The organism is Modestobacter sp. DSM 44400 (genome assembly GCF_900107175.1).
GTDB lineage: Bacteria > Actinomycetota > Actinomycetes > Mycobacteriales > Geodermatophilaceae > Modestobacter.
In genome coordinates, this window is sequence record NZ_FNOZ01000004.1 from 76,451 (window position 1) to 101,816 (window position 25,366).

24 protein-coding genes, 1 pseudogene and 1 riboswitch are annotated in these 25,366 nt (G+C 72.5%); of the genes and pseudogenes, 10 read left to right on the plus strand and 15 right to left on the minus strand.

The annotated features are described in order from the left end of the window. Positions 1–81 precede the first annotated feature (81 nt). Together BLW04_RS04625 and BLW04_RS04630 are read left to right on the plus strand one after the other, a co-directional pair. Positions 82–2,931: an alpha/beta fold hydrolase gene (locus BLW04_RS04625; RefSeq protein WP_254781056.1), complete on the plus strand. Its 2,850-nt coding sequence runs from the start codon at positions 82–84 to the stop codon at positions 2,929–2,931. Beyond that, entirely contained in the window at positions 2,928–3,821 is an 894-nt protein-coding gene (locus BLW04_RS04630; protein WP_254781057.1) for an ABC transporter permease, read from the plus strand. The genes BLW04_RS04625 and BLW04_RS04630 overlap by 4 nt, the downstream gene beginning before the upstream one ends. Before the next feature lie 43 nt (positions 3,822–3,864). Here the strand turns inward: BLW04_RS04630 and BLW04_RS04635 are convergent, their stop codons facing one another. Further along, positions 3,865–4,686 carry an HAD family hydrolase gene (locus tag BLW04_RS04635; protein ID WP_091537610.1) on the minus strand — a complete coding sequence of 274 codons (822 nt, stop codon included), beginning with the start codon at positions 4,684–4,686 and terminating at the stop codon, positions 3,865–3,867. A 166-nt stretch (positions 4,687–4,852) separates the two neighbouring features. Further along, a riboswitch (SAM riboswitch) is annotated at positions 4,853–4,980 on the plus strand. 12 nt (positions 4,981–4,992) lie between these two features. Here BLW04_RS04635 and thrC point away from each other — a divergent pair. From thrC to groL, 3 genes and pseudogenes are all read left to right on the plus strand, one after another. After that, positions 4,993–6,294 (plus strand): threonine synthase, encoded by a 1,302-nt coding sequence (gene thrC, locus BLW04_RS04640; protein WP_217630839.1) that lies wholly within the window; start codon positions 4,993–4,995, stop codon positions 6,292–6,294. A 163-nt stretch (positions 6,295–6,457) separates the two neighbouring features. After that, positions 6,458–6,657, plus strand: a pseudogene (locus BLW04_RS04645) (cold-shock protein). A gap of 331 nt (positions 6,658–6,988) precedes the next feature. Beyond that, a complete protein-coding gene (groL, locus tag BLW04_RS04650) occupies positions 6,989–8,617 on the plus strand; it encodes a chaperonin GroEL (RefSeq protein WP_091537611.1) in 1,629 nt (542 codons plus the stop codon). Positions 8,618–8,750: 133 nt separating this feature from the next. Here the strand turns inward: groL and BLW04_RS04655 are convergent, their stop codons facing one another. Next, positions 8,751–9,191: a VOC family protein gene (locus BLW04_RS04655; RefSeq protein ID WP_091537612.1), complete on the minus strand. Its 441-nt coding sequence runs from the start codon at positions 9,189–9,191 to the stop codon at positions 8,751–8,753. A 24-nt stretch (positions 9,192–9,215) separates the two neighbouring features. On the opposite strand from BLW04_RS04655, the gene BLW04_RS04660 reads away from it, so the two are divergent. Beyond that, positions 9,216–10,040, plus strand: coding sequence for a DUF72 domain-containing protein (locus BLW04_RS04660; protein ID WP_091537613.1), 825 nt, complete (start codon positions 9,216–9,218; stop codon positions 10,038–10,040). Here the strand turns inward: BLW04_RS04660 and BLW04_RS04665 are convergent. Then, positions 10,037–11,032, minus strand: coding sequence for a Gfo/Idh/MocA family protein (locus BLW04_RS04665; RefSeq protein ID WP_091537614.1), 996 nt, complete (start codon positions 11,030–11,032; stop codon positions 10,037–10,039). The two genes, BLW04_RS04660 and BLW04_RS04665, sit on opposite strands and share 4 nt — an antisense overlap. A gap of 51 nt (positions 11,033–11,083) precedes the next feature. Here BLW04_RS04665 and BLW04_RS04670 point away from each other — a divergent pair, with 51 nt between their 5' ends. Beyond that, a complete protein-coding gene (locus BLW04_RS04670) occupies positions 11,084–11,374 on the plus strand; it encodes a DUF4031 domain-containing protein (RefSeq protein WP_091537692.1) in 291 nt (96 codons plus the stop codon). Here BLW04_RS04670 and BLW04_RS04675 read toward each other — a convergent pair. From BLW04_RS04675 to BLW04_RS04685, 3 genes are all read right to left on the minus strand, one after another. Continuing rightward, entirely contained in the window at positions 11,368–11,616 is a 249-nt protein-coding gene (locus BLW04_RS04675; protein WP_091537615.1) for a DUF6458 family protein, read from the minus strand. The two genes, BLW04_RS04670 and BLW04_RS04675, sit on opposite strands and share 7 nt — an antisense overlap. Before the next feature lie 112 nt (positions 11,617–11,728). Beyond that, the gene (locus tag BLW04_RS04680; RefSeq protein WP_091537616.1) at positions 11,729–12,358 is read right to left on the minus strand and encodes an HD domain-containing protein; all 630 of its coding nucleotides are present in this window, start codon (positions 12,356–12,358) and stop codon (positions 11,729–11,731) included. Beyond that, entirely contained in the window at positions 12,355–13,626 is a 1,272-nt protein-coding gene (locus tag BLW04_RS04685) for an ArgE/DapE family deacylase (RefSeq protein ID WP_091537617.1), read from the minus strand. Before BLW04_RS04685 ends, BLW04_RS04680 begins: the two co-directional genes overlap by 4 nt. Positions 13,627–14,133: 507 nt before the next feature. Here BLW04_RS04685 and BLW04_RS04690 point away from each other — a divergent pair. Further along, the gene (locus tag BLW04_RS04690) at positions 14,134–14,727 is read left to right on the plus strand and encodes a Crp/Fnr family transcriptional regulator (RefSeq protein ID WP_217630840.1); all 594 of its coding nucleotides are present in this window, start codon (positions 14,134–14,136) and stop codon (positions 14,725–14,727) included. 67 nt (positions 14,728–14,794) lie between these two features. Here BLW04_RS04690 and BLW04_RS04695 read toward each other — a convergent pair whose 3' ends face one another. The 5 genes from BLW04_RS04695 to BLW04_RS04715 form a co-directional block, all read right to left on the minus strand. Continuing rightward, positions 14,795–15,226 (minus strand): Rv1678 family membrane protein, encoded by a 432-nt coding sequence (locus BLW04_RS04695; protein WP_091537618.1) that lies wholly within the window; start codon positions 15,224–15,226, stop codon positions 14,795–14,797. After that, the gene (locus BLW04_RS04700) at positions 15,223–15,750 is read right to left on the minus strand and encodes a TQO small subunit DoxD (RefSeq protein ID WP_217630841.1); all 528 of its coding nucleotides are present in this window, start codon (positions 15,748–15,750) and stop codon (positions 15,223–15,225) included. The genes BLW04_RS04695 and BLW04_RS04700 overlap by 4 nt, the downstream gene beginning before the upstream one ends. Before the next feature lie 90 nt (positions 15,751–15,840). Next, positions 15,841–16,668, minus strand: a complete 828-nt coding sequence (locus BLW04_RS04705) for a radical SAM protein (protein ID WP_175483899.1) — start codon at positions 16,666–16,668, stop codon at positions 15,841–15,843. Then, on the minus strand, positions 16,665–17,258 hold the full coding sequence (locus tag BLW04_RS04710) for a carboxymuconolactone decarboxylase family protein (RefSeq protein WP_091537621.1): 594 nt from the start codon (positions 17,256–17,258) through the stop codon (positions 16,665–16,667). Before BLW04_RS04710 ends, BLW04_RS04705 begins: the two co-directional genes overlap by 4 nt. A gap of 393 nt (positions 17,259–17,651) precedes the next feature. After that, entirely contained in the window at positions 17,652–19,073 is a 1,422-nt protein-coding gene (locus tag BLW04_RS04715) for a glucose-6-phosphate dehydrogenase (protein WP_091537622.1), read from the minus strand. A 247-nt stretch (positions 19,074–19,320) separates the two neighbouring features. Here BLW04_RS04715 and BLW04_RS29115 point away from each other — a divergent pair, with 247 nt between their 5' ends. After that, complete coding sequence (locus BLW04_RS29115) at positions 19,321–19,449, plus strand: hypothetical protein (RefSeq protein WP_256375461.1); 129 nt, start codon at positions 19,321–19,323, stop codon at positions 19,447–19,449. Positions 19,450–19,627: 178 nt separating this feature from the next. On the opposite strand, the gene BLW04_RS04720 is transcribed toward BLW04_RS29115, so the two are convergent. The 4 genes from BLW04_RS04720 to BLW04_RS04735 form a co-directional block, all read right to left on the minus strand. Continuing rightward, positions 19,628–21,436, minus strand: a complete 1,809-nt coding sequence (locus BLW04_RS04720) for a DEAD/DEAH box helicase (protein WP_091537623.1) — start codon at positions 21,434–21,436, stop codon at positions 19,628–19,630. 185 nt (positions 21,437–21,621) lie between these two features. Further along, entirely contained in the window at positions 21,622–22,374 is a 753-nt protein-coding gene (locus tag BLW04_RS04725; RefSeq protein WP_091537624.1) for an amino acid ABC transporter ATP-binding protein, read from the minus strand. Between the two features lie 32 nt (positions 22,375–22,406). Continuing rightward, a complete protein-coding gene (locus BLW04_RS04730) occupies positions 22,407–23,363 on the minus strand; it encodes an amino acid ABC transporter permease (RefSeq protein WP_091537625.1) in 957 nt (318 codons plus the stop codon). A 3-nt stretch (positions 23,364–23,366) separates the two neighbouring features. Then, on the minus strand, positions 23,367–24,296 hold the full coding sequence (locus BLW04_RS04735; RefSeq protein ID WP_091537626.1) for an ABC transporter substrate-binding protein: 930 nt from the start codon (positions 24,294–24,296) through the stop codon (positions 23,367–23,369). Between the two features lie 265 nt (positions 24,297–24,561). Here BLW04_RS04735 and BLW04_RS04740 point away from each other — a divergent pair, with 265 nt between their 5' ends. Further along, positions 24,562–25,356, plus strand: a complete 795-nt coding sequence (locus BLW04_RS04740) for an alpha/beta fold hydrolase (RefSeq protein ID WP_217630842.1) — start codon at positions 24,562–24,564, stop codon at positions 25,354–25,356. Positions 25,357–25,366 lie beyond the last annotated feature (10 nt).

Here is a 25,366-nt window from a genome sequence, read left to right on the forward strand (position 1 = left end):
GGCGGGCGTACAGCCGGCGCACAGTGGAACGCCGGAGTCCCCTCGGCCGTTGCCGCCTGCGTGCGCCCTCCCTCCGGGTCCGTGCTGCCCGGTCCGCGCTCCGGTGCGCGATTCCTGACCGCCGTCCTGCTCACTGCCCTCTCCTTCGCCGCGCTGCTCGTCGTCGCCCCGGCCGCGCCGGCGCGCGCAGCCGAGGACGTCACCACCACCGATGCCACGGTGCCCTCCGGGCAGGGCGCGGACGCCGTCGAGCTGGACACCACGCTCTACATGCCGTCGTCGGCCACCGCCGACGACCCGGCCGCCGCGGTGCTCATCGCGCATGGGTTCGGCGGCAGCAAGGAGTCCGTCGCCGCCGACGCCCGGGACCTGGCGGGCCACGGCTTCGTCGTCCTCACCTGGTCCGCGCGCGGCTTCGGCCGCAGCACCGGGCAGATCGGCCTGGACGACCCCCGGTACGAGGTGGCCGACGTCAGCACCCTGATCGACCTGCTCGCCGCCCGCGACGACGTGCGGCTCGACGGTCCCGGTGACCCGAGCGTGGGCCTCACCGGCGCCTCCTACGGCGGCGCGGTGTCGCTACTGGCGGCAGGCTACGACGACCGGATCGACGCCATCGCCCCGGAGATCACCTGGAACTCGCTGACCTCGGCGCTGTTCCCGGAGAACGCCGGCATCGTCGACGCGGACACCGTGGCGGCCGGCCCGGTCAGCACCGATGCGGGGGTGTTCAAGCGGTCCTGGGCCGGGCTCTTCTTCGGCGTTGGCTCGGTGCCCACCGGCGACGGGCTGCTGGGCGCGCTGACCGGCGGCAGCGCCGGTGACGGGACCGGCGTTCCGGACGAGTCCGCTCTCGACCCGGGCGCGGTGACCCAGGCGCTGACCTGCGGCCGATTCCGGGCCGACGTCTGCGCGGCCTACCAGTCGGCCGCCGCCACCGGGACGCTGACACCGGAGGTCGCCGCGGTGCTCGACCGCAGCAGCCCGGCCGCGGTGCTGGACCGGATCAGCGCCCCGACGCTGCTGGTGCAGGGCACCCAGGACTCCCTCTTCGGGCTCGGCGAGGCGGACGCGAACGCCCGCGGCATCGCTGCGAACGGCACGCCGGTGCAGGTCGTCTGGTACGCCGGTGGGCACGACACGCAGGCCTCCGACCGGGTCACCGCCGACCTGCGCGACCGGGTCGCCGGCTGGTTCGGCACCCACCTGCTCGGCGCGGACCCGGCGCCGGGCACCGGCGGCTTCAGCTACCCCGCGCCCACCGGCCTGGTCAGCGGCGTGGGCAGCGTGCAGGACGGCGGCCAGACCGTCACCGCCGCCGCCTACCCGGGCCTGGCCGGCGGCGACCCGGCGCAGCGGACGACGGTCGCGCTCGGCGGGATGACCCAGCCGGTGGTCACCCCCGCCGGCGGCAGCCCCGCCGCCCTGACCACCGTGCCCGGCCTCGGCGCGGTCACCTCGGCACTCGGCGGCACGACCGTGGAGATCCCCGGCCAGTTCGCCGCCTTCGACAGCGCCGCGCTCGACGTCGGCACCGACGCGGTCGGTGCCGCGACCACCACGCTGGCCGTCTCCTCGCCCAGCGGGACGGCGACGCTGTTCGCCAAGCTCTACGACGTCGCCCCCGACGGCACGATGACGCTGCCCGCCGGGCTGGTGGCCCCGCTGCGGCTGACCGCGCTGTCGACCGACCCGGCCGCTCCCACGGCGGTGCCGGTCACGCTGCCGGGCATCGTGCACCGCTTCGAGGCTGGGCACAGGATGCGGCTGCTGGTCTCCTCGACCGACCAGGCATTCGCCCTCCCCTCGACGGCGGCGGTGTACTCGGTGGGGCTGCCCGTCGGCGAGACGTCGATCGCCGTCCCGCAGGCGCCGGGCACCGTGGCCGGCTCGGGGGGATCGGCGCGCTGGTGGGTGCTGCTAGCCGTTCTGGCCGCCGTGGGAGCGCTCGGCTGGCTGGCCGCGAAGCTGTGGGGACGGCGCCGGGACCGGCGGCTGTCGGCCGTCGAGCCGAACGGCGAGGACGTGCCGTTGCGATTCGAGGGGGTCACCAAGGCCTACAACGACGGCTTCGTCGCCGTCCGGGACCTGTCCTTCGAGGTCCGCCGCGGTCAGGTGCTCGGCCTGCTCGGGCCCAACGGCGCCGGCAAGACCACCTCGCTGCGCATGCTGATGGGCCTCATCCGTCCCACCGAGGGCCGGATCTCGGTGTTCGGGCACGCCGCGCGGCCCGGGGCGCCGGTGCTGTCCCGGCTCGGCTCGTTCGTCGAGGGCACCGGCCTGCAGCCGCACCTGTCCGGCCGGGACAACCTGACCCTGTACTGGGCGGCCACCGGCCGCCCGCTGGCCGACGCGCACCTGGACGAGGCGATGGAGGTCGCCGGACTCGGGACGGCGATCGACAAGCGGGTGCGCAGCTACAGCCAGGGCATGCGCCAGCGGGTCGCCATCGCCCAGGCCATGCTCGGGCTGCCCGACCTGCTGGTCCTCGACGAGCCCACCAACGGGCTGGACCCGCCGCAGATCCACGCGATGCGTGAGGTGCTCCGGTCCTACGCGCAGACCGGCCGCACGGTCATCGTCTCCAGCCACCTGCTGTCGGAGATCGAGCAGACCTGCAGCCACGTCGTGGTCATGGCGAAAGGACAGAAGATCGCCCAGGGCACGGTCGAGGAGATCATCGGTGCCGGTGGTGCGGTGCTCGTGGGCTTGGCCGACGAGGCCGACACCGACCGGGCGGCCGTCCTGCTGGCCGGGTTGCCGGGGGCGGGGCCGGTCGAGCGCACCGAGGAGGGCCTGGTCGTCGACCTCGGCCCGACCGGGCGCGCCGCGGCGCTGTCCGCGTTGGTCGCGGCGGGCATCGGGGTGGACCAGCTGACCCCGCGGCGCCGGCTGGAGGACGCGTTCCTGTCGTTGGTGGAGTCGTCATGAGCGCTACCGAGAGGGCAGAAATGGCCATTTCTGCCCACGACAGGACCGGTGCGGCGGCCGGCTACCGGCCCGGGCGCACCCTGCGGCTGGGCGTGGAGCTGCGCCGCCAGTTCAAGCGGCGCCGCACGCTGGGCGTCTTCGTGGCGATGGTGGCGCTGCCGCTGATCCTGATCGCCGCGCTGAAGCTGGGCGCCTCCGCGGAGGCGCAGGCGAACGGCCGGGTCAATCTGGTCGACGTGGCCACCGCCAGCGGGCTCAACTTCACCCTGTTCGTGCTGTTCGCCGCCACCAGCTTCTTCCTGGTCGTGGTGTTCGCGCTGTTCTTCGGCGACACCGTGGCCAGCGAAGCGCAGTGGGGGTCGCTGCGCTACGCGCTGGCCACGCCGATCCCGCGGCTCCGGCTGCTGCGGCAGAAGTGGTACGCCGCGCTGGTGCTGTCGGTCAGCGCCCTGGTCACCGTCACCGTCGTCTCGGTGGTAGCCGGTGGCATCGCCTTCGGCTTCGGCGATGTGCAGACCCCGGTCGGGCTGTCCATCCCGCAGGGCAGTGGCCTGCTGCGGCTGGCCGGGATCGTCGGCTACCTCGCCGTCCACCTGCTCGTCGTGGGCACGCTGGCGATCTGGCTGTCCACGGTCACCGACGCGCCGCTGGCCGCCGTCGGCGGGGCGATCTTCACGATGTTCGTCTTCGCGATCCTCGACCAGGTCGAGCAGCTGGGCAGCCTGCGCGACTGGTTCCCGACCGCCGGCGAGTTCGCCTGGACCGACCTGCTGCAGACACCGGTGGACTCCGCCGACCTCTTCCGTGGCGTGGTGCAGTCGCTGGTCTACGCCGCGCTGTTCACCGCGCTGGCCTTCCGGCACTTCGCCCGCCGCGACGTCACCTCCTGAGTGGAGTCGCTGGGTGACGGTTCCCGTCACCCAGCGACTCCGTTCACAGGCTGGCGAGGACCGCCTGGGCCCAGCCCGAGCCCATCGGCTCCTCGGTCACGGTCGCGTTCGGGACGGCGGTGAGCAGCTCGGCCATCCCCGGGACGGCGGCCCCGTTGGCGGTGACCCACAACCGGCCGACCGCCGGGGCCATCTCCAGGTCGCTGACGCTGTCCCCGATCGCGACCGCGTCGGCCGGGGACAGCCCACGACGGGCGAGGTCCCAGGCGATGGCCGCGCCCTTGGAGATGCCCCGCGGCATGAGGTGGTAGACCCGCGGCGGCAGGGCCTCGGGCGCCAGCGTCATCCGGGACGTCGCCGGGATGGCGCCGTTGTCCTTGCATGTCAGCCACCCCCACCCCTGTCCGGCCAGCCAGGCGTCGACGGCGGCGGGGCCGACCCGGCCGCGCAGCAGGGCGTCGGCGGAGTGGGTGACATGCCAGGGCTCGTGCCACTCGAGTCGTCCGGCGTTGGCCGCCACCAGCGCGTCGACGACGCCCTGTTCGGCCATTACGGCCATCGGCGTGCGGCCGATGTGCTCGGCGGGCAGGTCGCCGGTGAGCAGGTGGGTCTGCCGGCCGCCGGCCCAGCTCACCAGCGAGCCCAGCTCGGCGATCGACCCGTCGGCGCCGAAGATCCGGGCGGCCTCGACCAACTGGTCGTGGGTGCGCCCGCTGACCAGCACCAACGGGACGCCGGCGCGGTGAAGTTCCAACAGCGCGGTGGCCGGGGAGGCGGTCGGCGTGCGCTCCGCGGTGTGCCAGAAGGAGCCGCGCGGGCCGACCATGGTCCCGTCGAGGTCGGTGTAGACGATGCCGGTGGCCACCCGCCCATCCTGACTGCTCCCGGCCGCAGCGCCCGACCCCGGGGGATGCTCGATCGCGCGGCGGCAGCCGCACCGCTCCGTCACCGAGGTGGGTGGGGTGTGCTTTCAGCACGGCGTAGCCGTTCCGCTCCTGCACGGAGGTGGGTGGGTAGAGTTACCAGCGTTCCACTCATCCAGAGGGGCAGGGGGACACGGCCCGACGAAGCCCCGGCAACCGCCATTCGCACTCCTGCGGAGGGAAGGTGCCAATTCCGTCCCGCGCGGCTCGACGGCCCGGCGCGGGGAAGATGAGGAGGTAGTCGTCGCATGACCCTGACCGCTCCCGGTTCTGCCCAGGCCGATGTCACTGAGGGGGGTCCGGTCCCGCCGAACCCGGCCCGCGGCCTCATCTGCCGCAACTGCGGTGCCACCTTCGGCCTCATCGCCGAGCACGCCTGCGCGGAGTGCTTCGGCCCGCTGGAGGTCGACTACGACCCCGAGCTGATGCGGGCGGTGACCCGGCAGCAGATCGAGGCCGGTCCGCAGAACATCTGGCGCTACGCCGCCCTTCTGCCGGTGGGTCAGGACCCGGCCGACCGGGTGACGCTGGACCCGGGGATGACCCCGCTGGTGCGCGCCGACCGGCTCGCCGCCGAGCTGGGCATCACCGGCGGGCTCTGGGTGAAGGACGACTCGGCCAACCCCACCCACTCCTTCAAGGACCGGGTGGTCAGCCTGGCCGCCACCGCGGCCAGAGGCTTCGGCTACGCCAAGATCGCCTGCGCCTCCACCGGCAACCTGGCCAACTCCGTGGCCGCGCACGCCGCCCGGATGGGGCTGCCCTCCTTCGTGTTCGTCCCCAGTGACCTGGAGCCGGGGAAGATCGTGCAGTCCGCGGTCTACGGCCAGGCGCTGATCGCCGTCGACGGCTCCTACGACGACGTCAACCGGCTGACCAGCGAACTCGCCGAGACCGACGAGTTCGAGGACACCGCCTTCGTCAACCAGAACGTGCGGCCGTACTACGCCGAGGGTTCCAAGACGATGGGCTACGAGATCGCCGAGCAGCTCGGCTGGCGGATCCCCGCCCAGATCGTCATCCCGATGGCGTCGGGGTCGCTGCTGACCAAGGTCGACAAGGCCTGGCGGGAGCTGGTGGCCGCCGGCATCGTCGAGGACACCGGGTGGAAGGTGTTCGGAGCGCAGTCGGCCGGCTGCGACCCGATCGCCACCGCCTTCGACAACGGCTGGGACGTCGTCAAGCCGGTCAAGCCCACCGGCATTGCCAAGTCGCTGAACATCGGCAATCCCGCCGACGGCCCCTACGCGCTGGACGCCATCCGGCGCACCGGAGGTGCCGTCGGCCGGGTTGGCGACGACGAGATCGTGGCCGGCATCCGCGACCTGGCGCGCACCACCGGAATCTTCGCCGAGACCGCGGGCGGGGTCACCACCGCGGTGCTGCGCAAGCTGGTCGAGGGCGGCCTGCTCGACCCGGCGAAGGAGACCGTCGTCCTCAACACCGGCGAGGGCCTCAAGACGCTGGACCCGCTGCTGACCGTCGTCGGCCCGTCGCACCACGTGCAGCCCTCGCTGTCGTCGCTGCGCGAGGCCGGCCTGATCGGCTGACGAGGCCCGTCACAGTCCGGTCACGGCTGCTCGGCGGGGCTGCGACGTCCGCGGCTATACCGTTCCGCGCGGTTCGTGGTTCACGTTCGTGATCGGCGGGAGGAAGAGCGAGATCCCGACCCCCAGCAGACGGGGGCCGACCGACGCACGCGTGGGAGCACACGTGGCACAGGGCACCGTGAAGTGGTTCGACGCCGAGAAGGGCCTCGGCTCCATCACCGCCGACGCCGGGCAGGACGTCTTCGTCCACTACTCGGCCACCCAGATGGACGGGTAAAGAGCCTCGACGAGGGCCAGCGGGTCGGCTTCGAGGTCATGCAGGGCGAGAAGGGCCCGCAGGCCGACGGCGTCACCGCCGCCTGATCGGCTCTGGCAGAGGCCGGTCCCCTTCGGGGGGCCGGGCCTCTGTCGTCTGGGCGCCCGTGCGGGACACGGACAGCGGCGCAGCGGCGGCCGGGGACGACTCCTGGGCGCGGTGGAGGCCGGTAGGCCGACCGGGTGATCGACCCCCGTTCTTGCACTCGCCTGGGTCGAGTGCCAGACTCGTCCTGGCACTCGGAGCACCTGAGTGCCAACCAGGTCGGAACGGTGAGGCACTGGTCGTGGGCCGCAGGAGCGTCCACGTCGCCGGTGTCGTCCGTCGCGGGCGCCGGACCTGACCAGCCAGCGATCCACGCATGGAGGACATCACCACATGGCCAAGATGATCGCGTTCGACGAAGAGGCTCGCCGCGGCCTCGAGCGGGGCATGAACACCCTCGCCGACGCCGTCAAGGTGACCCTCGGCCCCCGTGGCCGGAACGTCGTACTGGAGAAGAAGTGGGGCGCCCCCACCATCACCAACGATGGTGTGAGCATCGCCAAGGAGATCGAGCTCGAGGACCCGTACGAGAAGATCGGGGCCGAGCTCGTCAAGGAGGTCGCCAAGAAGACCGACGACGTCGCGGGTGACGGCACCACCACCGCCACCGTGCTCGCCCAGGCCCTCGTCCGCGAGGGGCTGCGCAACGTCGCCGCCGGCGCCAACCCGATGGCCCTCAAGAAGGGAATCGAGAAGGCCGTCGCCGCCGTCTCCGACTATCTCCTCAGCACCGCCAAGGACGTCGAGACCAAGGAGCAGATCGCGGCCACCGCCTCGATCTCCGCCGCTGACCCGGCCATCGGCGAGCTCATCGCCGAGGCGATGGACAAGGTCGGCAAGGAAGGCGTCATCACCGTCGAGGAGAGCAACACCTTCGGTCTCGAGCTCGAGCTCACCGAGGGCATGCGCTTCGACAAGGGTCACCTGTCGGCCTACTTCGTGACCGACACCGACCGGATGGAGACCGTCCTTGACGACCCCTACATCCTGGTCGTCAACTCGAAGATCTCCACGGTCAAGGACCTGCTCCCGCTGCTGGAGAAGGTCATGCAGTCCGGCAAGCCGCTGGCGATCATCGCCGAGGACGTCGAGGGCGAGGCCCTCGCGACCCTGGTGGTCAACAAGATCCGCGGGACCTTCAAGTCCGTCGCGGTGAAGGCCCCCGGGTTCGGTGACCGTCGCAAGGCCATGCTCGGCGACATCGCCATCCTCACCGGTGGTCAGGTCATCAGCGAGGAGGTCGGCCTCAAGCTGGACACCGCCGACCTGTCCCTGCTGGGCCGGGCGCGCAAGTTCGTCACCACCAAGGACGAGACCACGATCATCGAGGGCTCCGGTGACGCCGACCAGATCCAGGGTCGGGTGAACCAGATTCGCGCCGAGATCGAGAAGTCGGACTCCGACTACGACCGCGAGAAGCTGCAGGAGCGGCTGGCCAAGCTGGCCGGTGGCGTTGCGGTCATCAAGGCCGGTGCCGCGACCGAGGTCGAGCTGAAGGAGCGCAAGCACCGCATCGAGGACGCGGTGCGCAACGCCAAGGCCGCCGTCGAGGAGGGCATCGTCGCCGGTGGTGGCGTCGCCCTGGCGCAGGCCGGATCGGTCTTCGCCAAGCTCGAGCTCGAAGGCGACGAGGCGACCGGTGCCAACATCGTGCGCGTCGCGCTCGAGGCCCCGCTGAAGCAGATCGCGATCAACGCCGGCCTCGAGGGCGGCGTCGTGGCAGAGAAGGTCCGCAACTCCGAGACCGGCTGGGGCCTCAACGCCGCCACCGGCGAGTACGTGGACCTGATCGCGGCCGGCATCATCGACCCGGCCAAGGTCACCCGCTCGGCGCTGCAGAACGCCGCCTCCATCGCGGCGCTCTTCCTCACCACCGAGGCCGTCATCGCCGACAAGCCGGAGAAGAACGCCCCGGCCATGGGCGGCGGCGGCGACGGCGGCATGGGCGGCATGGACTTCTGAGTCCCGCCGTCAGCGCCAGCTGACACGCACCACCAGCAACACTGCACGACCAGCACTGCCCGGCAGGGGCGGTTCCGCACACGCGGGGCCGCCCCTGTCGGCGTTCCCGGGCCGAGGCGTCGACGACGGGGACTCAGCTCTCGGGCTGGGGGAAGGCGTGCCGCCGGGGGGCGAAGCAGCAGAACTCGTTGCCCTCCGGGTCGACCAGCACGTCCCAGCTGACCTCCCCGGCGGCGAAGTCCGCCTCGTGGCCGGGGCGGTCGTCGCTGGCCCGGACGACGGTGGCCCCGAGCGTGACCAGCGCCTGGGTGTCGCCGACGACGTCGTGGTGCATCCGGTTCTTGACCGTCTTGCCCTCGGGCACCGGGATGACCCAGATCAGCGGGCCGTGCCCGGCCGGGTCGGCGATCGGCACCGGCCAGTCCAGCGGGCGGGTCCACTCGTGCTCGGTCTGCCGCGGTCCGAGGGTGTCCCGCCGGACGTACCCCATCGCCGCGCACCACCAGTCGGCGAGCGCCTGGTGGTCGTGGGCGTCCAGGCAGATGTCCTTGAAGCGCGCGGGGGAGTCGGTCATGGCCGAGCAGGGTAGGCGGGCGGGGTGACGGTGATCATCGGGACGTCCGGGTGGCAGTACCGCGACTGGCGCGGCCGCTTCTACCCGCCGAAGCTGCCCCAGCGGCTGTGGCTCGAGCACCACGCCGCGCACTTCGCCACCGTCGAGAGCAACAACGCCTTCTACCGGCTGCCCGAGAAGACCACCTTCGGGGCGTGGCGGGAGCGCACCCCGCCGGACTACCGGTGGGCGGTGAAGGCCAGCCGCTTCCTGACCCACATCAAGCGGATGCGCGAACCCGAGGAGCCGGTCGGTCGGCTGATGGAGCGGGCCGCCGGGCTCGGTGACCGGCTGGACGCGATCCTGCTGCAGCTGCCGCCCACCCTGCGCGCCGACGTGGACCTGCTGCGGGACTGCCTGGCGCAGTTCCCCGCCGGCACCCGGGTGGCCGTGGAGCCGCGACACGAGAGCTGGTGGACCGACGAGGTGCGGGCACTGCTGGAGCGGTACGGGGCGGCGCTGTGCTGGGCCGACCGAGACGAGCAGCCGCTGACCCCGCTGTGGCGCACCACCGACTGGGGCTACCTCCGCCTGCACACCGGGGCCGCCGAACCGTGGCCCCGCTACCGGCCGGGGACCCTCCAGTTGTGGGCCGAGCGGCTCGCGGCCGGCTACGGCGCGGACTCGGACGTCCTCGTGTACCTCAACAACGACCCGGGCGGCGCGGCCGTCATCGACGCCGTGGTCTTCGCCGAGGCGGTGCAGCGCACCGGCCGGCCGGCCACCCGGGTGCCCACGATGGCGCAGGCGACCGGGTCGGCCTGGCCGGCGCCGGAGCCACCAGCCGCGCGGCGGAAAGCAGCCGGCTAGAGGTCGACAGGAGCCTCCGCGTGGTGCACGCCCAGCTGCTCGGCGGCCTGCTGCAGAACTGCCTGGACGGCGAGGGTGTCGGCCAGCGGCATGACCGTGCTCTCCGTGCGGCCGGCCTGCAGGCACTCGGTGACCTCGAACAGCTCGTGGGCGTAGCCGCTGCCGAGCTGCGGGCGGGAGATGGTCTCCGGCTCGGCGTCCCCGCGGTGCAGCACAAACGTCTGCGGGTGGTGGAACCGCGGCAGGACGTCGATCCACCCCTGCGTGCCGAACACCCGGGCCTGGCCGGGCAACGCGTTGCGCAGCGAGGTCATCAGCGCGGCCGAGCGCCCGTCGGCGTAGCCGAGCAGCAGCGAGGCCTCGGCGTCGACCCCGGTGGGGAACTGGGAGCCGACGGCGCTGACCGTGTCGGGGGAGCCGAGCAGCATCTGGGCGAAGGAGACGACGTACACCCCGAGGTCGAGCAGCGCGCCGCCGCCGAGCTCGTGGCTGAACAGCCGATCCTCGGGGTCGAACTCGCGCTGTACCCCCAGATCGGCCTGCACGGAGCGGACCTTCCCGATCGCGCCGTCGGCGATCAGCTCCCGCAGGGCGACCACGGCCGGCTGGAACCGGGTCCACATGGCCTCCATGACGAACACGCCGTGCTGCCGGGCCAGGTCGACCACCTCGATGGCGCCGGCGCTCGTGGCGGTGAAGGACTTCTCCACCAGCAGCGCCTTGCCCGCTTCGATGGCGGCGCGGGCGATCGCGGCGTGCTGGGGGTGCGGGGTGGCGACGTAGAGGACGTCGACCTCCGGGTCGGCGATCACCTCGGCGTAGGAGCCGTAGGACCGCTCCAGCCCGTGGCGGGAAGCGAAGTCGCGGGCGCGGTCCAGCGAACGCGAGGCCACCGCGACCGCCCGGGCGCCGTTCACCACCGAGAAGTCCTCGACCACCTGCTCCGCGATCCGGCCCGGCCCGACGACTCCCCAGCGGATCTCAGTGGTCACCGGGAAGACGCTAGCCGGACCGCCGTGCCCGCCGGCGGGCAGACTGGCCCGGTGCCCGTGCTGATCGACACCCCCGTGTGGCCCTGGCGTGGCCGGCGCTGGTCGCACCTGGTCAGCGACGTCAGCCACCAGGAGCTGCACGCCTTCGCCGCCGCGCTGGACATCCCGCGGCGGGCCTTCCAGGGCGATCACTACGACGTCCCGGAGGAGCTCTACGACCGGGCGGTGTCCGCCGGCGCCGAGCCGGTCGGCTGTCGCGAGCTGCTGCAGCGGCTGCTGGCCGCCGGGTTGCGGGTCAGGAAACCGCGGGTCGCGGCGGCGCCGGGCGGATCAGATCAGTAGCTCTCGTCGGTGGTCGTCCGCCGGGCGGGCGCGCCGTCCGGAGTGCTCCCGCGGGCCTCGGTCTGGACGGTCCGGCGCCGACGCGGAGCCCAGACGGCCAGCTCCACGAGCACGCCGAGCACGCCGGCGGCCATCAGGATCCAGCCCACGACCCGCAGGTCCACGCCGCTGACCTGTACGTCGACGGCGAAGGTCAGGATGGCGCCGAGGGCGATCAGGAAGATGCCGGTACCGAGCCGCATGGGAACTCCCTCTCCAGGCGGCCGTGCCGGGCCCGGTCGGATGACCGGCGGTGCGACCGCAGCCCGACAGTGGGTGCTGCCCGCGGGTGCGGCTACCCCAGGTCTGCCGGTGTCACCCGATGGGGTGAGCCCGGTTCCGCAGCAGGCCGAGTTCGGCCGTCAGGTTGGCCCGCGCCCGGTCGGTCCACTGCGCCGCGGTCTCCGGTAGCCGGTAGAGCGCCGGCAGCGCCAGCAACTGCTGCAGGACGGCGGTGCGACCGGCGGTGAAGACCTCGTCGGACAGGTGCCCGTACTCCTCCCGCACCGCCGACGCGTAGGCGGCGTAGGCCTCGGCCGGTCCGGCCAGCACGGCGAGGTCGGCGTCGCAGAGCACCGCACCGTTGGCGTCGCCGGGCGCCGGGTCGTGCCCGGCGGTCAGCAGCACCAGCCGCTCGACCTCCGTGCGCGTCGCGTCGTCCACCAGCCCGAGCAGGCCGATCCGGGCGCGGGCGGCGCTGACCCGCTCGTTGTCCTCGCGCGTCGGGTCGTAGGCGACGTCGTGGTACCAGGCGGCGAGCCGGACGGCGGCCGGGTCGGCGGCGTGCCCGGCAAGCTCCCCGACGATGCCGAGCACTGCCGCCAGGTGAGCCAGGACGTGGTAGCGGCGGTGCGGCTCGGACCACGAGCCAACGACCGCGGCCCACTCGGTCCGCGAGGTGGGGGAGTCGCCGGCGAGCTGAGCCCAGGTTGCGAACGAGATCATGCGACACCACAGCTGCGGACGGCGGTGAGCGCCAGCGCCCGGGCCACGTGTACCACCTCGGCGATCGGCACGTTCTCCCGAGGCGCGTGGGCCAGCCGCAGGTCACCGGGACCCAGGTGCAGCGTCGGAATGCCCGCGGCCGCGTAGAGCCGCAGGTCGGTGCCGGCCGGGAGTGCCTTCTCCACCGGGCGCGGACCGCCGGCGTCCACCGCCGCCTGCTGCACCCGCGGCAGCAGCGGGGAGTCCTGGAGGAGCTGTCCGCTGGCGAAGCTGCCGCCGACCCACTCGACCCGCACCGGGTGCCCGGACAGCCACGGGTGGTCGGCGCAGGCCCGGGCCACGGTCGACTCGAACTCCGCGCGCGCCTCCGACACCGCCTCGCCGACCCGGACCCCGTAGCGGCCCTCGGCCACCAGCCGGTCGGGGACGGTGCTCGCCCAGTCGCCGGCCCGCAGCAGCCCGATGGAGATCCCGTAGGGCAGCTCGGTGCCGACGAACCGGCCTTCGGTGCCGCGCTGCCGCTCGGCCTCGAACTGCCGCAGCGCCGCGTGCACGCGCTCGAACAGGGTGACCGCGCTGATCCCGGCGTCCCGCATCGCGCCGTGCGCGGCCAGCCCGATGACGGTCAGCCGGAAGGTCAGCGCCCCGGCGTTGGCGGTCATCACCGTGCCGGCGGTCGGCTCGGGGATGATGCAGGCGGCACCCCGGTGCCCGCGGGCTAGGGTCGCCCAGGCGCCCAGCCCGCCGTCCTCCTCGCCGACGACGCTGTGCACCGCCAGCGGCCGGACCAGCCGCACGCCGGCGGCCTGCACCGCGCGGACGGCGCCGAGCGCGGCGACCAGCCCGCCCTTCATGTCGCAGGCGCCGCGTCCGTGCAGCAGCCCATCGGTGACCCGCGGGGTGAACGGGTCGGCCGGCCACAGCGTCGGGTCGCCGGCCGGGACGACGTCCGTGTGCCCGCACAGCACCAGGCCGGGCTCGCCGTCCTCGACGCCGGCCAGCGTGCCCACCACACCCCAGGCCTCAGTCCGGGTGACCTCCTGGCCGGGGGCGTCCTCGGCGCCCGCGGCCGCGAGCAGGTCGATCGGCCAGGCGTCGACGTCGGCGCCGTCCGCGGTCAGCCAGCCGGCGACCAGGTGCTGGGCCTCGGACTCCGCGGCCGTACCGCCGACCGACGGGACGGCGACCAGCTCGCGCAGCCGGTCGACCAGCCATTGTTCGTCCACGCACTCCAGGACCCGGGCCTCGGCGTCGGTCAGGTCCGCCACGCCGGGAGTCTGGCACGGCCCCGCGGGCGGCCGGCCCGGACGCCGAACCCGCTACCGTCCCCGCCATGTCTGCTCCACCGCCTCCACTCGGCTCGTACCGGAACCCCGCCGGGAGCGCCGGCACCTACTGGCGGGACGGGCGGACTGGACCGGACACCTGCAGCAGCCAGGCCGAGACCTGGGCCTGGGACTCCGGGATCACCGACGGGCCGGGCCGCGAGGCGTCCAGGATCACAACAAGATGGGGGCAGCGCCCTCGAAGAGCGCGAGGGCGGTTCAACCGGGGTCACGCTCATCGGAGAGGTGATTGAGAGTGAGACGCCACGATTCGACTCGTTCGGTCACCGACCCGTCCCCTGGGGTGACAACGGCGTGGACCTAGGGCGATGGACAGCGCTGTTCCCCGCCGACGCGGCCCTGACGCCTCGGGACGTACAAATCCGTGACGCTGCGTGGGTCGCTCGATGCGTCGGTCGGGGCAGCGCGTCCCCGCTCGGCCCGCAGGACGTGACTGCGCTGGCCGACCGGATCACCCCGACCCGGTTCCGGCGGGACGAGCCGGTATTCGGCGGCGCCGCCGGTGACCGCCCTGGCGTGTGGATCGTCCGTTCCGGTCACGTCGAGCTCGGCGTCGCGACACCGCGCGGAGGGGTGGTGATCGGGTTGCGGCGCCCCGGTGACGTCGAGGGCGACATCCCCCTGCTGCTCGGGATCCCCACCCCGTACTCGGCCCGTGCGCTCGCCGACACCGTGTGCCTGTACCTGTCGCCGACCGCCTTCGAGGAGTTGCTCGGCCGGCACCCGGCATTGGCCCGGCGTTGGTTGTCGAGCGTGGCGCAGCGGCTGGCCACCAGCCACGGCCGACTGATCTCCCTGCTCGGCCGCCCCCTGGTGGCGCAGCTGGCCGGCCTTCTGGTCGACGAGTCCGAGGACGGGACGGTCGAGCTGCCCCAGCGCACTCTGGCGGCGATGCTCGGCGTGGCGCGGCCCTCACTCAACAAGGTGCTCAAGGAACTGGAGCGGCGAGGCCTCGTGGCACTCGGCTACGCCTCGATCCGGCTCCTCGACGAGGACGGCCTCCGGGGGGTGGCCGACGGCTGAGGCAACCGCCCCGCCCCGCCCACGAGAGCCGCCCACTCGATCACCAGGTCGTACCTTCGCTGCTGGTCTATCGCTCGCCTCGCACATCTGGCGATTCCGGTTGCGGCTGGTCGGTCCTGGCCCCCCGTGAGCGGGCCACGGCGACGTGACAGAGCGCGCCGAAGCCGATCGCCAGGGCGGCGAAGAAGGCGGCGGTGGAACCGTTGCCGCCCAGCCAGTTCCAGCTGCGGCCTGCCTGGACCAGTTGCAGGAGGCTCACCGCACCGCTGAGGCCGCTGGCGGCGGCGAGGAGCGACGCGCGTCCGAGGCGGGTGCCGAGAACCCCGAGGAGGGCCACCACCACCAGTGCCGCGACAGCGGCCGGGGGCACCGTGACGAAGCGCACCGCGTCGTTGCCGGGCACCACGGCGGACACGGTCGCCACCCCGGCGGCGGCACTGAGGCCGTAGCCGGCCTGGAAGAGCTGGCGCCGTCCCGTCTCTGGGTCGGGGGCGTTCACGACACCCTCAGCAGCACGCGTGCCACCCGGCCCGGCGATCGCCGCCACACCGGTCGCAGCTGGCCGTCCATGCCGGCGCTCCGACCGGCCGCCGTGGTCAGCACGACGACGTGGGCCGCGAACATCAGGTAGTACGACCACGGCCACTCGTTCGGCGCGTTCAGCACCGACAGGGTGATGGCTGTGGTCTGGACGATGCCCATGGCGGCCCAGAACCGGGTGGCCAGTCCGACCAGGAGAAAGGCCCCGATGCTGGCTTCGAGCAGCAAGGTCAGGTAGCCGAAGAAGACGAAGTGAGGGAGCACGAGGTTCTCGATCAACCAACTGAACGGCGGCAGGACGGGGTGGTCGACCGCGTACCTGGTGTACCTGAACAGTCCCCGGCCCGCTTCCTGCCCGAAGTCCGGCGGGGTCTTCCAGCCCACGCCCTGGATCCACAGCAGACCGAGTGCGATCCGGACGGCCGCGAGCGTCGCCCGGGCGGCCTTCCCTTGGTCAGGCCCCTCGACGGCTGGGGCTGTCATCGGGTCGCTCGTCGCTCTGGCCATGGGACCTCGCCGATCGGGGTGGAAGAGGGTGGTGCAGACACCCGACCGGGTGCCGCTGGATCACGCCTAACGGATGTTGAGGGTGCTGTCCGCGCCCTCCGGCCGGGCGCCGAGGACCGTCAGCATCGCCTGCACCGGCCGCTGGAGCGGGCGGACCGTCCGGGTGAGCAGCAGGTCGGTGTCGAGCACACCACCGGTGACCGTCGGCCCGAAGGGGGACCAGAATGCGCCGTCCGCGGTGACGGTGAGTTCGGGGGGGAGATCCAGGTACCGGGCGACCACGCCCATGTCCCCGGTCCGCGCGCGACCACGCCGGAGGATCGGACGGACGATGTGGTCGTCGTCGGTGATACCGAGGTTCCGGTGTAGCGCGCAGAGCCGGGCGAGGTCGTCGGCGTCCGGGTCCTCGACTGTGGTGGCGATGCGCACGCCGATGCCGTGCCGCAGGAGAGCTGGTACCGCGTCGACCACCTTGCGGAAGTTCTGCGGCCCGCGCATGACGTCGTTGGCCACGGGGTCGGGGTGGTCCAGCGAGATCTGCAGGGTGACATCGGCGTCGGCAAGCGGAGCCATCCGGTCGAGCAGCGCCCGCCGGAACAGCGTGCCGTTGGTAAGGACGAGGACGGGCAGCACGCGGGAGAGCTCGAGCAGCAGCTCGGGCATGTGCGGGATGAGAAAGGGTTCGCCGCCGGTGATCCCCAGCTGGGTGAACCCGAGTGCGCGGGCCTCGTGCGCGAGGTCGACCATGGTGTCCGGGTCGAGTTCGCGCCGGCTGACCAGTGGGCCAGACTCGGTGAGGCAGTAGGTGCAGGTCAGGTTGCAGTGGTAGTTGCTGTAGAGCCACAGTCGGTTGCCGAGGGATCCCTTGGCCAGGGCCTGCGCAAGGGCGGTCACAGGTCCTCCCGGAGCAGGCGTTCCCGCACGTCCAGCGACGTCGGCAGGGCCAACGCGGTGGCGTAGCGGTTGAGCATCACCGTGGTGGCGACCAGCAGGGTCAGCTCGACCAGGCGGGCATCGTCGACGTCGAGCACCTGCCGCGCCTGCCTGATGTCGGCCTCGGCCCCCTGCGCCACGGCGTCGCACCAGGCGACGAGAGCCCGCTCCTCCTCGGCGGTGAACACGTCACCGACCGGCAGCTCTCCGCGGAGTGCTCGAACTTCCCGCACGTTCAACCCCGAGTCCAGCGCCACGACGCTGTGCGCCTCGGTGCAGTAACGGCAGCCCATCACCGCAGAGGTGCGCAGGATGACTATTTCCTTCTCGCGCGCCGGTATCCACGACGGCCCGAGCACCGCACCGAGGAAGGGAAGGGTGGGGCCCACCAGCTCTGGCACGTGAGCCAGCGAGGCTATGACCGGTCCGGGATCGCCGGAGGAGAAGTGCTGGCGCAGGAGCAGGCCCGCCGACGCCGCGTCGATGAGCGTGATCCGCGGCGCGCCGCCCGGCCGCGTCGGCACGTCCACGGGCGGTACGGCAGCGCTCATGCTCTGACTCCTCGTCCCGGTGACTCCCCATCATCGCCGGGCCGGCGGTGTGCGCGGCACCGGACAGTCAGCTGGATGACCATCCGAGGGCCGGCCGGTCATGGTGTCCGACCGGCTGCGCCGCGCTGACAGGTACATGGACGTGTCCTGCGGACCGCCGGCGCATGGCTCCGCCATCCGCCGGGAGAGTACTCTGGGGATGTCCGGACCGGGCGACCTGTGTCCCCGGGCTCCACTAGTAACTGCCGCCGCGGAACACCGCCCCGACCTCGGTCGGGGGCCTGGAGCTGCGGATGTGCAAACCGCCGCGAGGCGACCAGCGTCCGGTCCGGACCCGAACGCACGAGAGCCCCGTCCATGCGTGGACGGGGCTCTCGTGCTTTCGGCGGTGGCTCAGCCCTCGGTCTGGCCCAGCAGCCAGCCGCACGGGCCGGGCAGCTCGTTGGCGGCCACCGGCCCCCACGAACCTCCGGCGTAGGGCTGCACCGCCGGCCGGTCGTCGAGCACCGGCTGGATCGCGGCCCAGGCCGCGGACAGTCCTGCACTGGTGGTGAACAGCGACCGGTCGCCGGTGATCACGTCGTGGATCAGCGAGACGTAGGGCGGGAGTGGATCGCCACCCGGGATGTCCGCCAGGTCCAGGCTGGTGGTGGCCTCGGCCAGCGACAGGTCTGGCCCGGGCTCCTTGGCGATCAGGTGCAGGTCCAGCGATCCGGCGCCGGACAGCGACAGCGACACCACGTTGCCGTACCCGGGCAGCTGGGTGACCGGGCCGTCGGGCTTGTGCAGCAGCAGGCTCACCCGCTGCTCGCCGGCGGCCAGCTTCTTACCGGTGCGCAGCAGGAAAGGCACGTCCCGCCACCGATCGGTGTCGATCATCAGCCTGGCGGCCACGAAGGTGTCGGTCTGCGAGTCGTCGGCCACGCCGTCGATGTCGGTGTAGCCCTCGAACTGCCCCAGGACGACGTCCTGGGGCGTCAGCGGCCGGAAGGCCGCCAGCACCGACTCGCGGGCGTCCTGCAGGTCGGCCGGCCGCAGCGACACCGGCGGCTCCATGGCCACCTCGGCGGCGACCTGGAACAGGTGGGTGACCAGCATGTCCAGGGTGGCGCCGGTGGCGTCGCAGAACTCCGCCCGCTGGGCGACGTCCAGGGTCTCCGGGACGTCGATCTGCACCTGGCGGATGTGCTCGCGACTCCAGATGTGCTCGAACAGCCCGTTCGCGAAGCGCAGCACGTGCAGGTCCTGGGTGCCCTCCTTGCCCAGGAAGTGGTCGATCCGGAAGACCTGCTCCTCCTCGAGCACCGACAGCACGAGCTCGTCGAGTTCGCGGAAGGACTCCGGGGAGGTGCCGTAGGGCTTCTCGTAGACCACGCGCGACCCCTTGGCCAGGCCGTGCTCGGCCAGGCCCCGGGTGATACCGGCGAACGCGGTCGGTGGGATGGCCAGGTAGTGGACCAGCTGCGCCTCCTCGCCGAGGTCCTCGCGGGCCTCGGCCAGCACGTCGAGCAGGCTGCCGGGGTCGTCGGAGGCGAACCCGCCGCCGGCGAACCGGAGCCGGGAGCTGAACTCGTCCCACGGGCCCTCGTCGGGGTGCGGGCCGAACTCGGCCAGCGAGTCGTGCACCCGTCCGGCGAAGTCCTCGTGGGACACGTCGCCGCGGCCGTTGCCGACCAGCCGCCAGTCGGCGGGCAGCAGGCCGTGCTGGGCGAGCTGGTAGAAGGCCGGCAGGACCATCCGGTGCGCGAGGTCGCCGGTGGCCCCGTAGAGCACGAAGACGGTGGGGGGCAGGTCGGTGCTGCCGTTGTCGGGCACGGTGCTCCTCTCAGCGCGGCGGGCAGTCGCCGGGGCGCTCGCGCTGAGGTGTTCCCCGCGGGCGGCGCGGCTATCCCTGCCGCGGCCAGGATCGTCCCCGCGCCTGTCTGCGGTGCCTGAGGTCCCTCAGGTCGGTGTGAGGTGCCCACCGGCCGCGGGACTGCGTGACCGACCGGTGCGGCCGACCCCACCTCAGGACGGACGACCGTCCTCCACGTCCCCACCGGACGACACAAAGGTGACGGTCATGACGCTGCGTTACCCCAACGAGGCGCTGGAAGCCGAACTGGCCTACCGGCGCGAGCTCATCCAGACGGCGGCGCGGCACGGCGGCCGGCGCGGCTCCTGGCTGCCCGGCCGGCGACGGCAGCACTGAGCACGTCGGCGCCGTGCGAGCCGGACCTGTCGCGAGGCCGTGCCACGATCGGTGACGTGCCGCATTGCACGCTCTTCTGCTGCCTTGCACGCGGTGCACCACGTGCAAGGTGTCCGAAGAGCGTGCAAGGCGAGGGAGCGAGCGGCGAAGCGGCTCAGCGGTCCGGAGGACCGCAGTGTCACAGCATCGTGCGCAGGCGCTCCCGCCGGGCGCGGAGCACGTCCACCGGCGCCGAGGCGGACGGCGGTCCGGGCACCGACTGGCGCAGTTGGGTGTGCACCACCGCGTGCGGGGTCGAGGTCCGCGCCGACACCTTGCTGACCAGCCGGTTGATCTCCCGGCGCAGCTCTGCGGCGTCGCGCCACGATCCGCCGGTCTCGACCTCGGGCAGTTCCTCGACCAGGTGGCCGTCGTCGTCGGAGTCGTCGGTGTGCCGGTGCTGCGCGATGCGCACTCTCAGCTCGTCGTCACGCTTGGCCAGCAGTTCGGCGGTCTGGGCGGGGGTGAGTAGCCCGGGGATGCCCAGGAACTCCTCCTCCTCGGCGCCCAGCGGCGCCAGGGTCACCGCCGGGGTGCCCTCGCCGGTGTGCGCCGTCCCGCCGTGCAGCACGTGCGCGAACCGGGCGTCGGCCTCCAGCGCCTCCCACTGCGGCGCGGCGCCCTCGCGCTCCTCGCGCGGCGGCAGGTCCAGCGCCTCCAGATCGTCGTCCTGGGCCGTCTTCGGCGGCGGCAGAACGTGGTTGCGTTCTTCCTCCAGCGACGCGGCCAGCGTCAGGAGCGGCCGCACCGCGGGCAGGAACACCGTCGCGGACTCCTGCGGATTGCGTGCCCGCACCACGCGGCCGACGGCCTGGGCGAAGAACAGCGGCGTCCGGTAGGAGGTCATCCAGGCCAGGACCGCGGCGCGGGGGATGTCCACGCCCTCGGACACCATCCGCACGCAGACCGCGATCCGCGCCGACCCGGTGGCGAAGCGCTCGATCTTCTTCGACGCCTTCGGGTCGTCGGAGAGGATCAGCTCCGGGGCCTTGCCGGTCACCCGGCGGACGATCTTGGCGTAGGCCCGGGCGTCGTCCTGGTCGCTGGCCAGCACCAGCCCGGCCGCGTCCGGGACGCCGGTCTCGCGCAGGTGGGTGATCCGGTCGTCCATCGCCGCGATGACGTGCGGCACCCACTGGCCCTTGGGGTCCAGCGCTGTCCGCCAGGCCTGCATCTCCACCGACCGGGTGGCGGCCTCCGACAGCGATGCGGCGACCACCTCGCCGGCGGAGTTCCGCCAGCGGGAGGTGCCGGTGTAGGCGGCGAACACGACCGGCCGGACGACGGCGTCGGCCAGCGCCTCCTTGTAGCCGTAGGTGTAGTCCGCCCGGCTGGCCAGCCCCACGCCGCCCGTGCCGTCGTCGCCCTCGAAGGTGTCCTCCTCGTAGCGCACGAAGGGGATCCGCTCGTCGGCCTTGGTGCGGAACGGCGTCCCGGTCAGGCACAGCCGGCGGGCGGCGAAGCTGAACGCCTCCTCGATGGCCTCACCCCAGGACAGGCCGTCACCGGCGTGGTGCACCTCGTCCAGGATGATCAGCGACTTTCCGGCCGTGGCCCGCGCCGCGTGCAGCATCGGCTTGCCGGCGACCTGCGCGTAGGTGGTCACGTAGCCCTGCGTGCCGGCCCGCACCGGGCCGACCGCGTTGGTCAGCCCGGGGTCCAGCACGATGCCCATCCGGTCGGCGGCGTCGGCCCACTGCAGCCGCAGGTGGTCGGTCGGGCAGACCACGACCACCCGGGCGACCTCCCGCTTGGCGAGCAGTCGCTGGGCAAGGGTCAGCGCGAACGTCGTCTTGCCCGCCCCCGGGGTGGCGGTGACCAGGAAGTCCTTGGGCTGCTGCTCCTCGTACTGCGTCAGCGCAGTCGCCTGCCAGGCCCGCAGGGGCCGGGCCGAGTCGGACTGGGCGGTGGCTGCCGGTGTTGCGCGCGCCAGTGCTGTGTCTCCCATCGCGTGGTCCATCGTGTGTCGGATCGGTCCGACACGCCCAGCCACCCGGGGCACCCGGGTGTGCCGGGATCGGTGTGGCAGGGGGGTCCGCTCAGTCTCCCAGGGCAGCCCCCGACGCAGCGGTGCCCGGGGGTGGGAGACGTCACCCTGCCTTCGACCGGCCGGGTGCAGCGGTGACGGGCCGGTTACAGCACCTTGGACAGGAAGGCCTGTGTCCGCTGGTGCTGGGGATCGGTCAGCACCACCTTGGGATCGCCGGCCTCGACGACAGCGCCGTCGTCCATGAACACCAGCGTGTCGCCCACCTCGCGCGCGAAGCCCATCTCGTGGGTGACGACCACCATGGTCATGCCGTCGGCGGCCAGGCCCCGCATCACGTCCAGGACCTCGCCGACGAGTTCGGGGTCCAGCGCCGACGTCGGCTCGTCGAACAGCATCAGCTTGGGTTCCATGGCCAGCGCCCGGGCGATCGCCACCCGCTGCTGCTGACCCCCGGAGAGCTGGTTCGGGTAGGCGTGGACGCGGTCACCCAGCCCCACCCGCTCCAGCAGTTCCTGTCCGCGTGCGCGGGACTCCTGCTTGCCGACGCGCTTGACCCGGGTCGGTGCCTCGATGACGTTCTGCAACGCGGTCATGTGCGGAAAGAGGTTGAAGCGCTGGAACACCATGCCGATGTCGCGGCGCTGCGCGGAGACCTCGCGGTCCGGGAGCTCGTGCAGCTTGCCGCCCCGTTCTCGGTAGCCGACCAGGTGATCGTCCACCCACAGTCGGCCGGAGTTGATCTTCTCCAGGTGGTTGATGCAACGCAGGAAGGTCGACTTCCCGGACCCGGACGGGCCGATCACGCACAGCACCTCGCGTGCCGCGACCTCCAGGTCGATGCCCTTGAGCACCTCCACATGCCCGAAGCTCTTGCGGACGCCCTCCGCCTTGACCATCGGCGGACCGACCGGTGCGTCGACGACGTCTCTCAATGGGTGCTCCCCACGGCGTCGGCCTCCCGTGCGGCCCGCTGGGCCCGGGTCTCCCGAGAGCCGAATCCCCGGCTGAATCGCTTCTCCAGGAAGTGCTGGCCCACCATGAGCAGGCTGGACAAGGCCACGTACCAGAGGATCGAGGCCACGGCGAGCGGAATGATCTGGAAGGTCCGGCTGCCGATCGCCCGCAGCTGGAAGTTCAGTTCGGAGGTCACCGGTACCGCGATCAGCAGCGAGGTGTCCTTCAGCATGGCGATGGTCTCGTTGCCGGTCGGCGGAATGATGACGCGCATCGCCTGCGGGAGCACGATGCGGCGCATCGTCGTGCTGCGGCTCATGCCGAGGGCCCCGGCCGCCTCGGTCTGCCCGGGGTCCACCGCCTGGATCCCGGCCCGGACGATCTCGGCCATGTACGCGGCCTCGGACAGGACCAGTCCGATCAGGCCGGCGGTGAACCCGGCGAAGATCTGGTTGCCGTCGAGGCCGAGGAACCGCAGGTCGCCGTCGAGGCCGAGGGCGCCCATCAGCTGACGGTCGAACGGGATGCCCAGCTCGTAGGTCGCGTACAGCGCGCCGAGGTTGGCGCAGAAGAAGAGCAGCACGATGCGCGGGATGGCGCGGAAGAACCACACGTAGGTCCAGGCCGCCGCCGACACCACCGGGTTCGGCGACAGCCGCATGACCGCGACCCCGATGCCGAGCACCACGCCGAGCACCATGGCGAGCACGGTCATCAGCAGCGTCGTCCGGGCACCGCGCAGGACCGGCGGGGCGAACATGTTGTCGACCATGAACCCCCACTGGAACACCGGGTTGGTGACCAGCATGTGGACGAACATCGCGGCCAACACCGCGATGACCGCGGCCGCGACCCACCGGCCGGCGTGCCGGACGGGCACCGCCCGGATCTGCTCGGGCGGTGCCGGTCTGGGGATCGTGTCGGCGGCCATCGGTCAGCCGACGGTGGGGTTCACCGTGGGGTCGGGAATGGCGCCGTCCAGCACGCCCCAGTTCTCCAGCACCTTCTCGTAGGACCCGTCGGCGATGAGTGCCTGCACCGCGTCCGCGATCGCCTGCGCGAATTCGGTCTGGTCCTTGGGCACCACGTAGCCGTAGGGCGCGGCGTCGTAGACGTCGCCGAGCAGCTCCAGCTGACCGTTGGTCTGCTGGACCGCGTAGGCCATGACCGGGGAGTCAGCCAGGCCCGCGACGTCCTTTCCGGACACGACGGCGGCGGTGGCGTCGCTCTGGGCCTCGTACTGGTCGATCGTGATGGCGGGCTTGCCGGCGTCCGTGCAGGCCCGGGAGCGGGCGGTGACGTCGTCGACCTGGACGGTCGCCTTCTGCACCGCGATGGCCAGACCGCAGGCGTTCTCCGGGTCGACGCCCTCCGGGTTGCCCTTCTTCGTCGACCACTGGGTGCCGGCGGCGTAGTAGCTGACCATGTTGACCTGGGCCAGCCGCTCGGGGTTGATGGTGAAGGAGGAGACGCCGGCCTCGTACTTGCCCGAGCCGACCCCGGCGATGATCGAGTCGAACGGTGCGGTCGTGAACTCCGCCTCGAGGCCCAGCTTCTGTGCCACCAGCGTGAACAGGTCCACATCGAACCCGACGATCGTGCTGCCGTCCTCGGCGATGAACTCACTCGGCGCGTACGTCGTGTCGCTGCCGACCGAGAGCACCCCGTCGGCGGCGATGCTGTCGGGCACCCGGGCGGCCAGCGCGTCGTCGGCCGACACGCTCGGCAGCGGCGACGCGCTGCTGCCCGCGGCGCCGCCGGTCGCGGAGCTGGAGGTGTCGCCCCCACAACCGGCAAGTGCAAAGACGGCGGTGGTCAGGACTGCGGTGACTGCCGTACGGCGGGTCGGCGTTCTCACGAGCACGGGTGTGATTCTCCTTCACGGTGGCCGGACCGCACGATCCTGCCCTGCCTGCCCTCGCTGTGGGGAATCGGCCGTTCCCCGAAGCCTCGGCCCCGGGCACGGCGGCGGGTCCAGCGGCGGCGCGAGTCCGGGCGCAGTCGAGCAGCGGTCCGGCTGCCCGATCCATTAGTCCGACGGTTCGTACCGGGTGTCGCTGGGCAGTGCGCCAGGCGTGCGTTCCGGATCGGACGCAGGGACGAGGGGGGATCGGATGCAGCGTCAGCAGGTGGACGTGGACGGGATCGAGCTGTCCTACCTGGAGGCCGGCGACCTGGAGGCCCCGCCGCTGGTGCTGCTGCACGGCACGTTCTGGAGCCGGGTGTGGCAGCCGGTCCTGGACGAGCTGGGGAAGACCCGGCACTGCATCGCCCTGGACCTGCCCGGGTTCGGTCGCAGCGGTGGCGAGCTCGATCTCGCCGCGGCGACCGCGCCGGCGCTGGCCGGCACGGTGCTGGGCGCCGCGGACGCGCTCGGGGTGCAGGAGTTCGACCTGGCCGCGCACGACATCGGCGGCGCGATCGCCCAGCACCTGGTGGTGCACCAGCCGGCCCGGGTGCGCAGCCTGGTGATGATGAACGCGGTGCTGCTCGACTCGTGGCCGGTGCCGGCCGTCGAACGGTTCCGCGACGCCGCCGTGCGGAGCACGACGACCGTGGACGACCTGCTCGCCGCGCGTCGGCAGAGCACCCGTGCGGCGGTGGGGCGGCAGCTGTCGGACGCCGAGGTCGAGGACTACGTCTCGCCGTGGCACGACGAGGTGCGGGTGCGGTCCTGGACGGCGATGGCCGCGGCCGCCGACGCCCGGTTCACCCTGGATTTGGTCCCCGGCCTGGTGGAGCGGGCGCTGCCCACCCGCCTGGTCTGGGGCCGGGACGACGAGTTCCAGAAGCTCGAGTTCGCTCAGCGCTACGTCGACCAGGTGCCCGGCGCCGACCTCGTCGAGGTGCCGGGCAAGCACATTCCGACGGAGGACTCGCCGGACCAGGTCACCGCCGCCATCCGGGAACACCTGGGCGGGTGATCCGCGGAGG

Bases quoted from the DNA above. Each gene is read 5' to 3' on its own strand.
- BLW04_RS04710 (WP_091537621.1), bottom strand. From the start codon at position 17,258: ATGAGCGCTGCCGTACCGCCCGTGGACGTGCCGACGCGGCCGGGCGGC.
- BLW04_RS29115 (WP_256375461.1), top strand. From the start codon at position 19,321: ATGACGCTGCGTTACCCCAACGAGGCGCTGGAAGCCGAACTGGCCTAC.
- BLW04_RS04725 (WP_091537624.1), bottom strand. From the start codon at position 22,374: ATGGTCAAGGCGGAGGGCGTCCGCAAGAGCTTCGGGCATGTGGAGGTG.
- BLW04_RS04675 (WP_091537615.1), bottom strand. From the start codon at position 11,616: ATGCGGCTCGGTACCGGCATCTTCCTGATCGCCCTCGGCGCCATCCTG.
- BLW04_RS04700 (WP_217630841.1), bottom strand. From the start codon at position 15,750: ATGACAGCCCCAGCCGTCGAGGGGCCTGACCAAGGGAAGGCCGCCCGG.
- thrC (WP_217630839.1), top strand. From the start codon at position 4,993: ATGACCCTGACCGCTCCCGGTTCTGCCCAGGCCGATGTCACTGAGGGG.
- BLW04_RS04680 (WP_091537616.1), bottom strand. From the start codon at position 12,358: ATGATCTCGTTCGCAACCTGGGCTCAGCTCGCCGGCGACTCCCCCACC.
- BLW04_RS04730 (WP_091537625.1), bottom strand. From the start codon at position 23,363: ATGGCCGCCGACACGATCCCCAGACCGGCACCGCCCGAGCAGATCCGG.
- BLW04_RS04655 (WP_091537612.1), bottom strand. From the start codon at position 9,191: ATGACCGACTCCCCCGCGCGCTTCAAGGACATCTGCCTGGACGCCCAC.
- groL (WP_091537611.1), top strand. From the start codon at position 6,989: ATGGCCAAGATGATCGCGTTCGACGAAGAGGCTCGCCGCGGCCTCGAG.
- BLW04_RS04720 (WP_091537623.1), bottom strand. From the start codon at position 21,436: ATGGGAGACACAGCACTGGCGCGCGCAACACCGGCAGCCACCGCCCAG.
- BLW04_RS04630 (WP_254781057.1), top strand. From the start codon at position 2,928: ATGAGCGCTACCGAGAGGGCAGAAATGGCCATTTCTGCCCACGACAGG.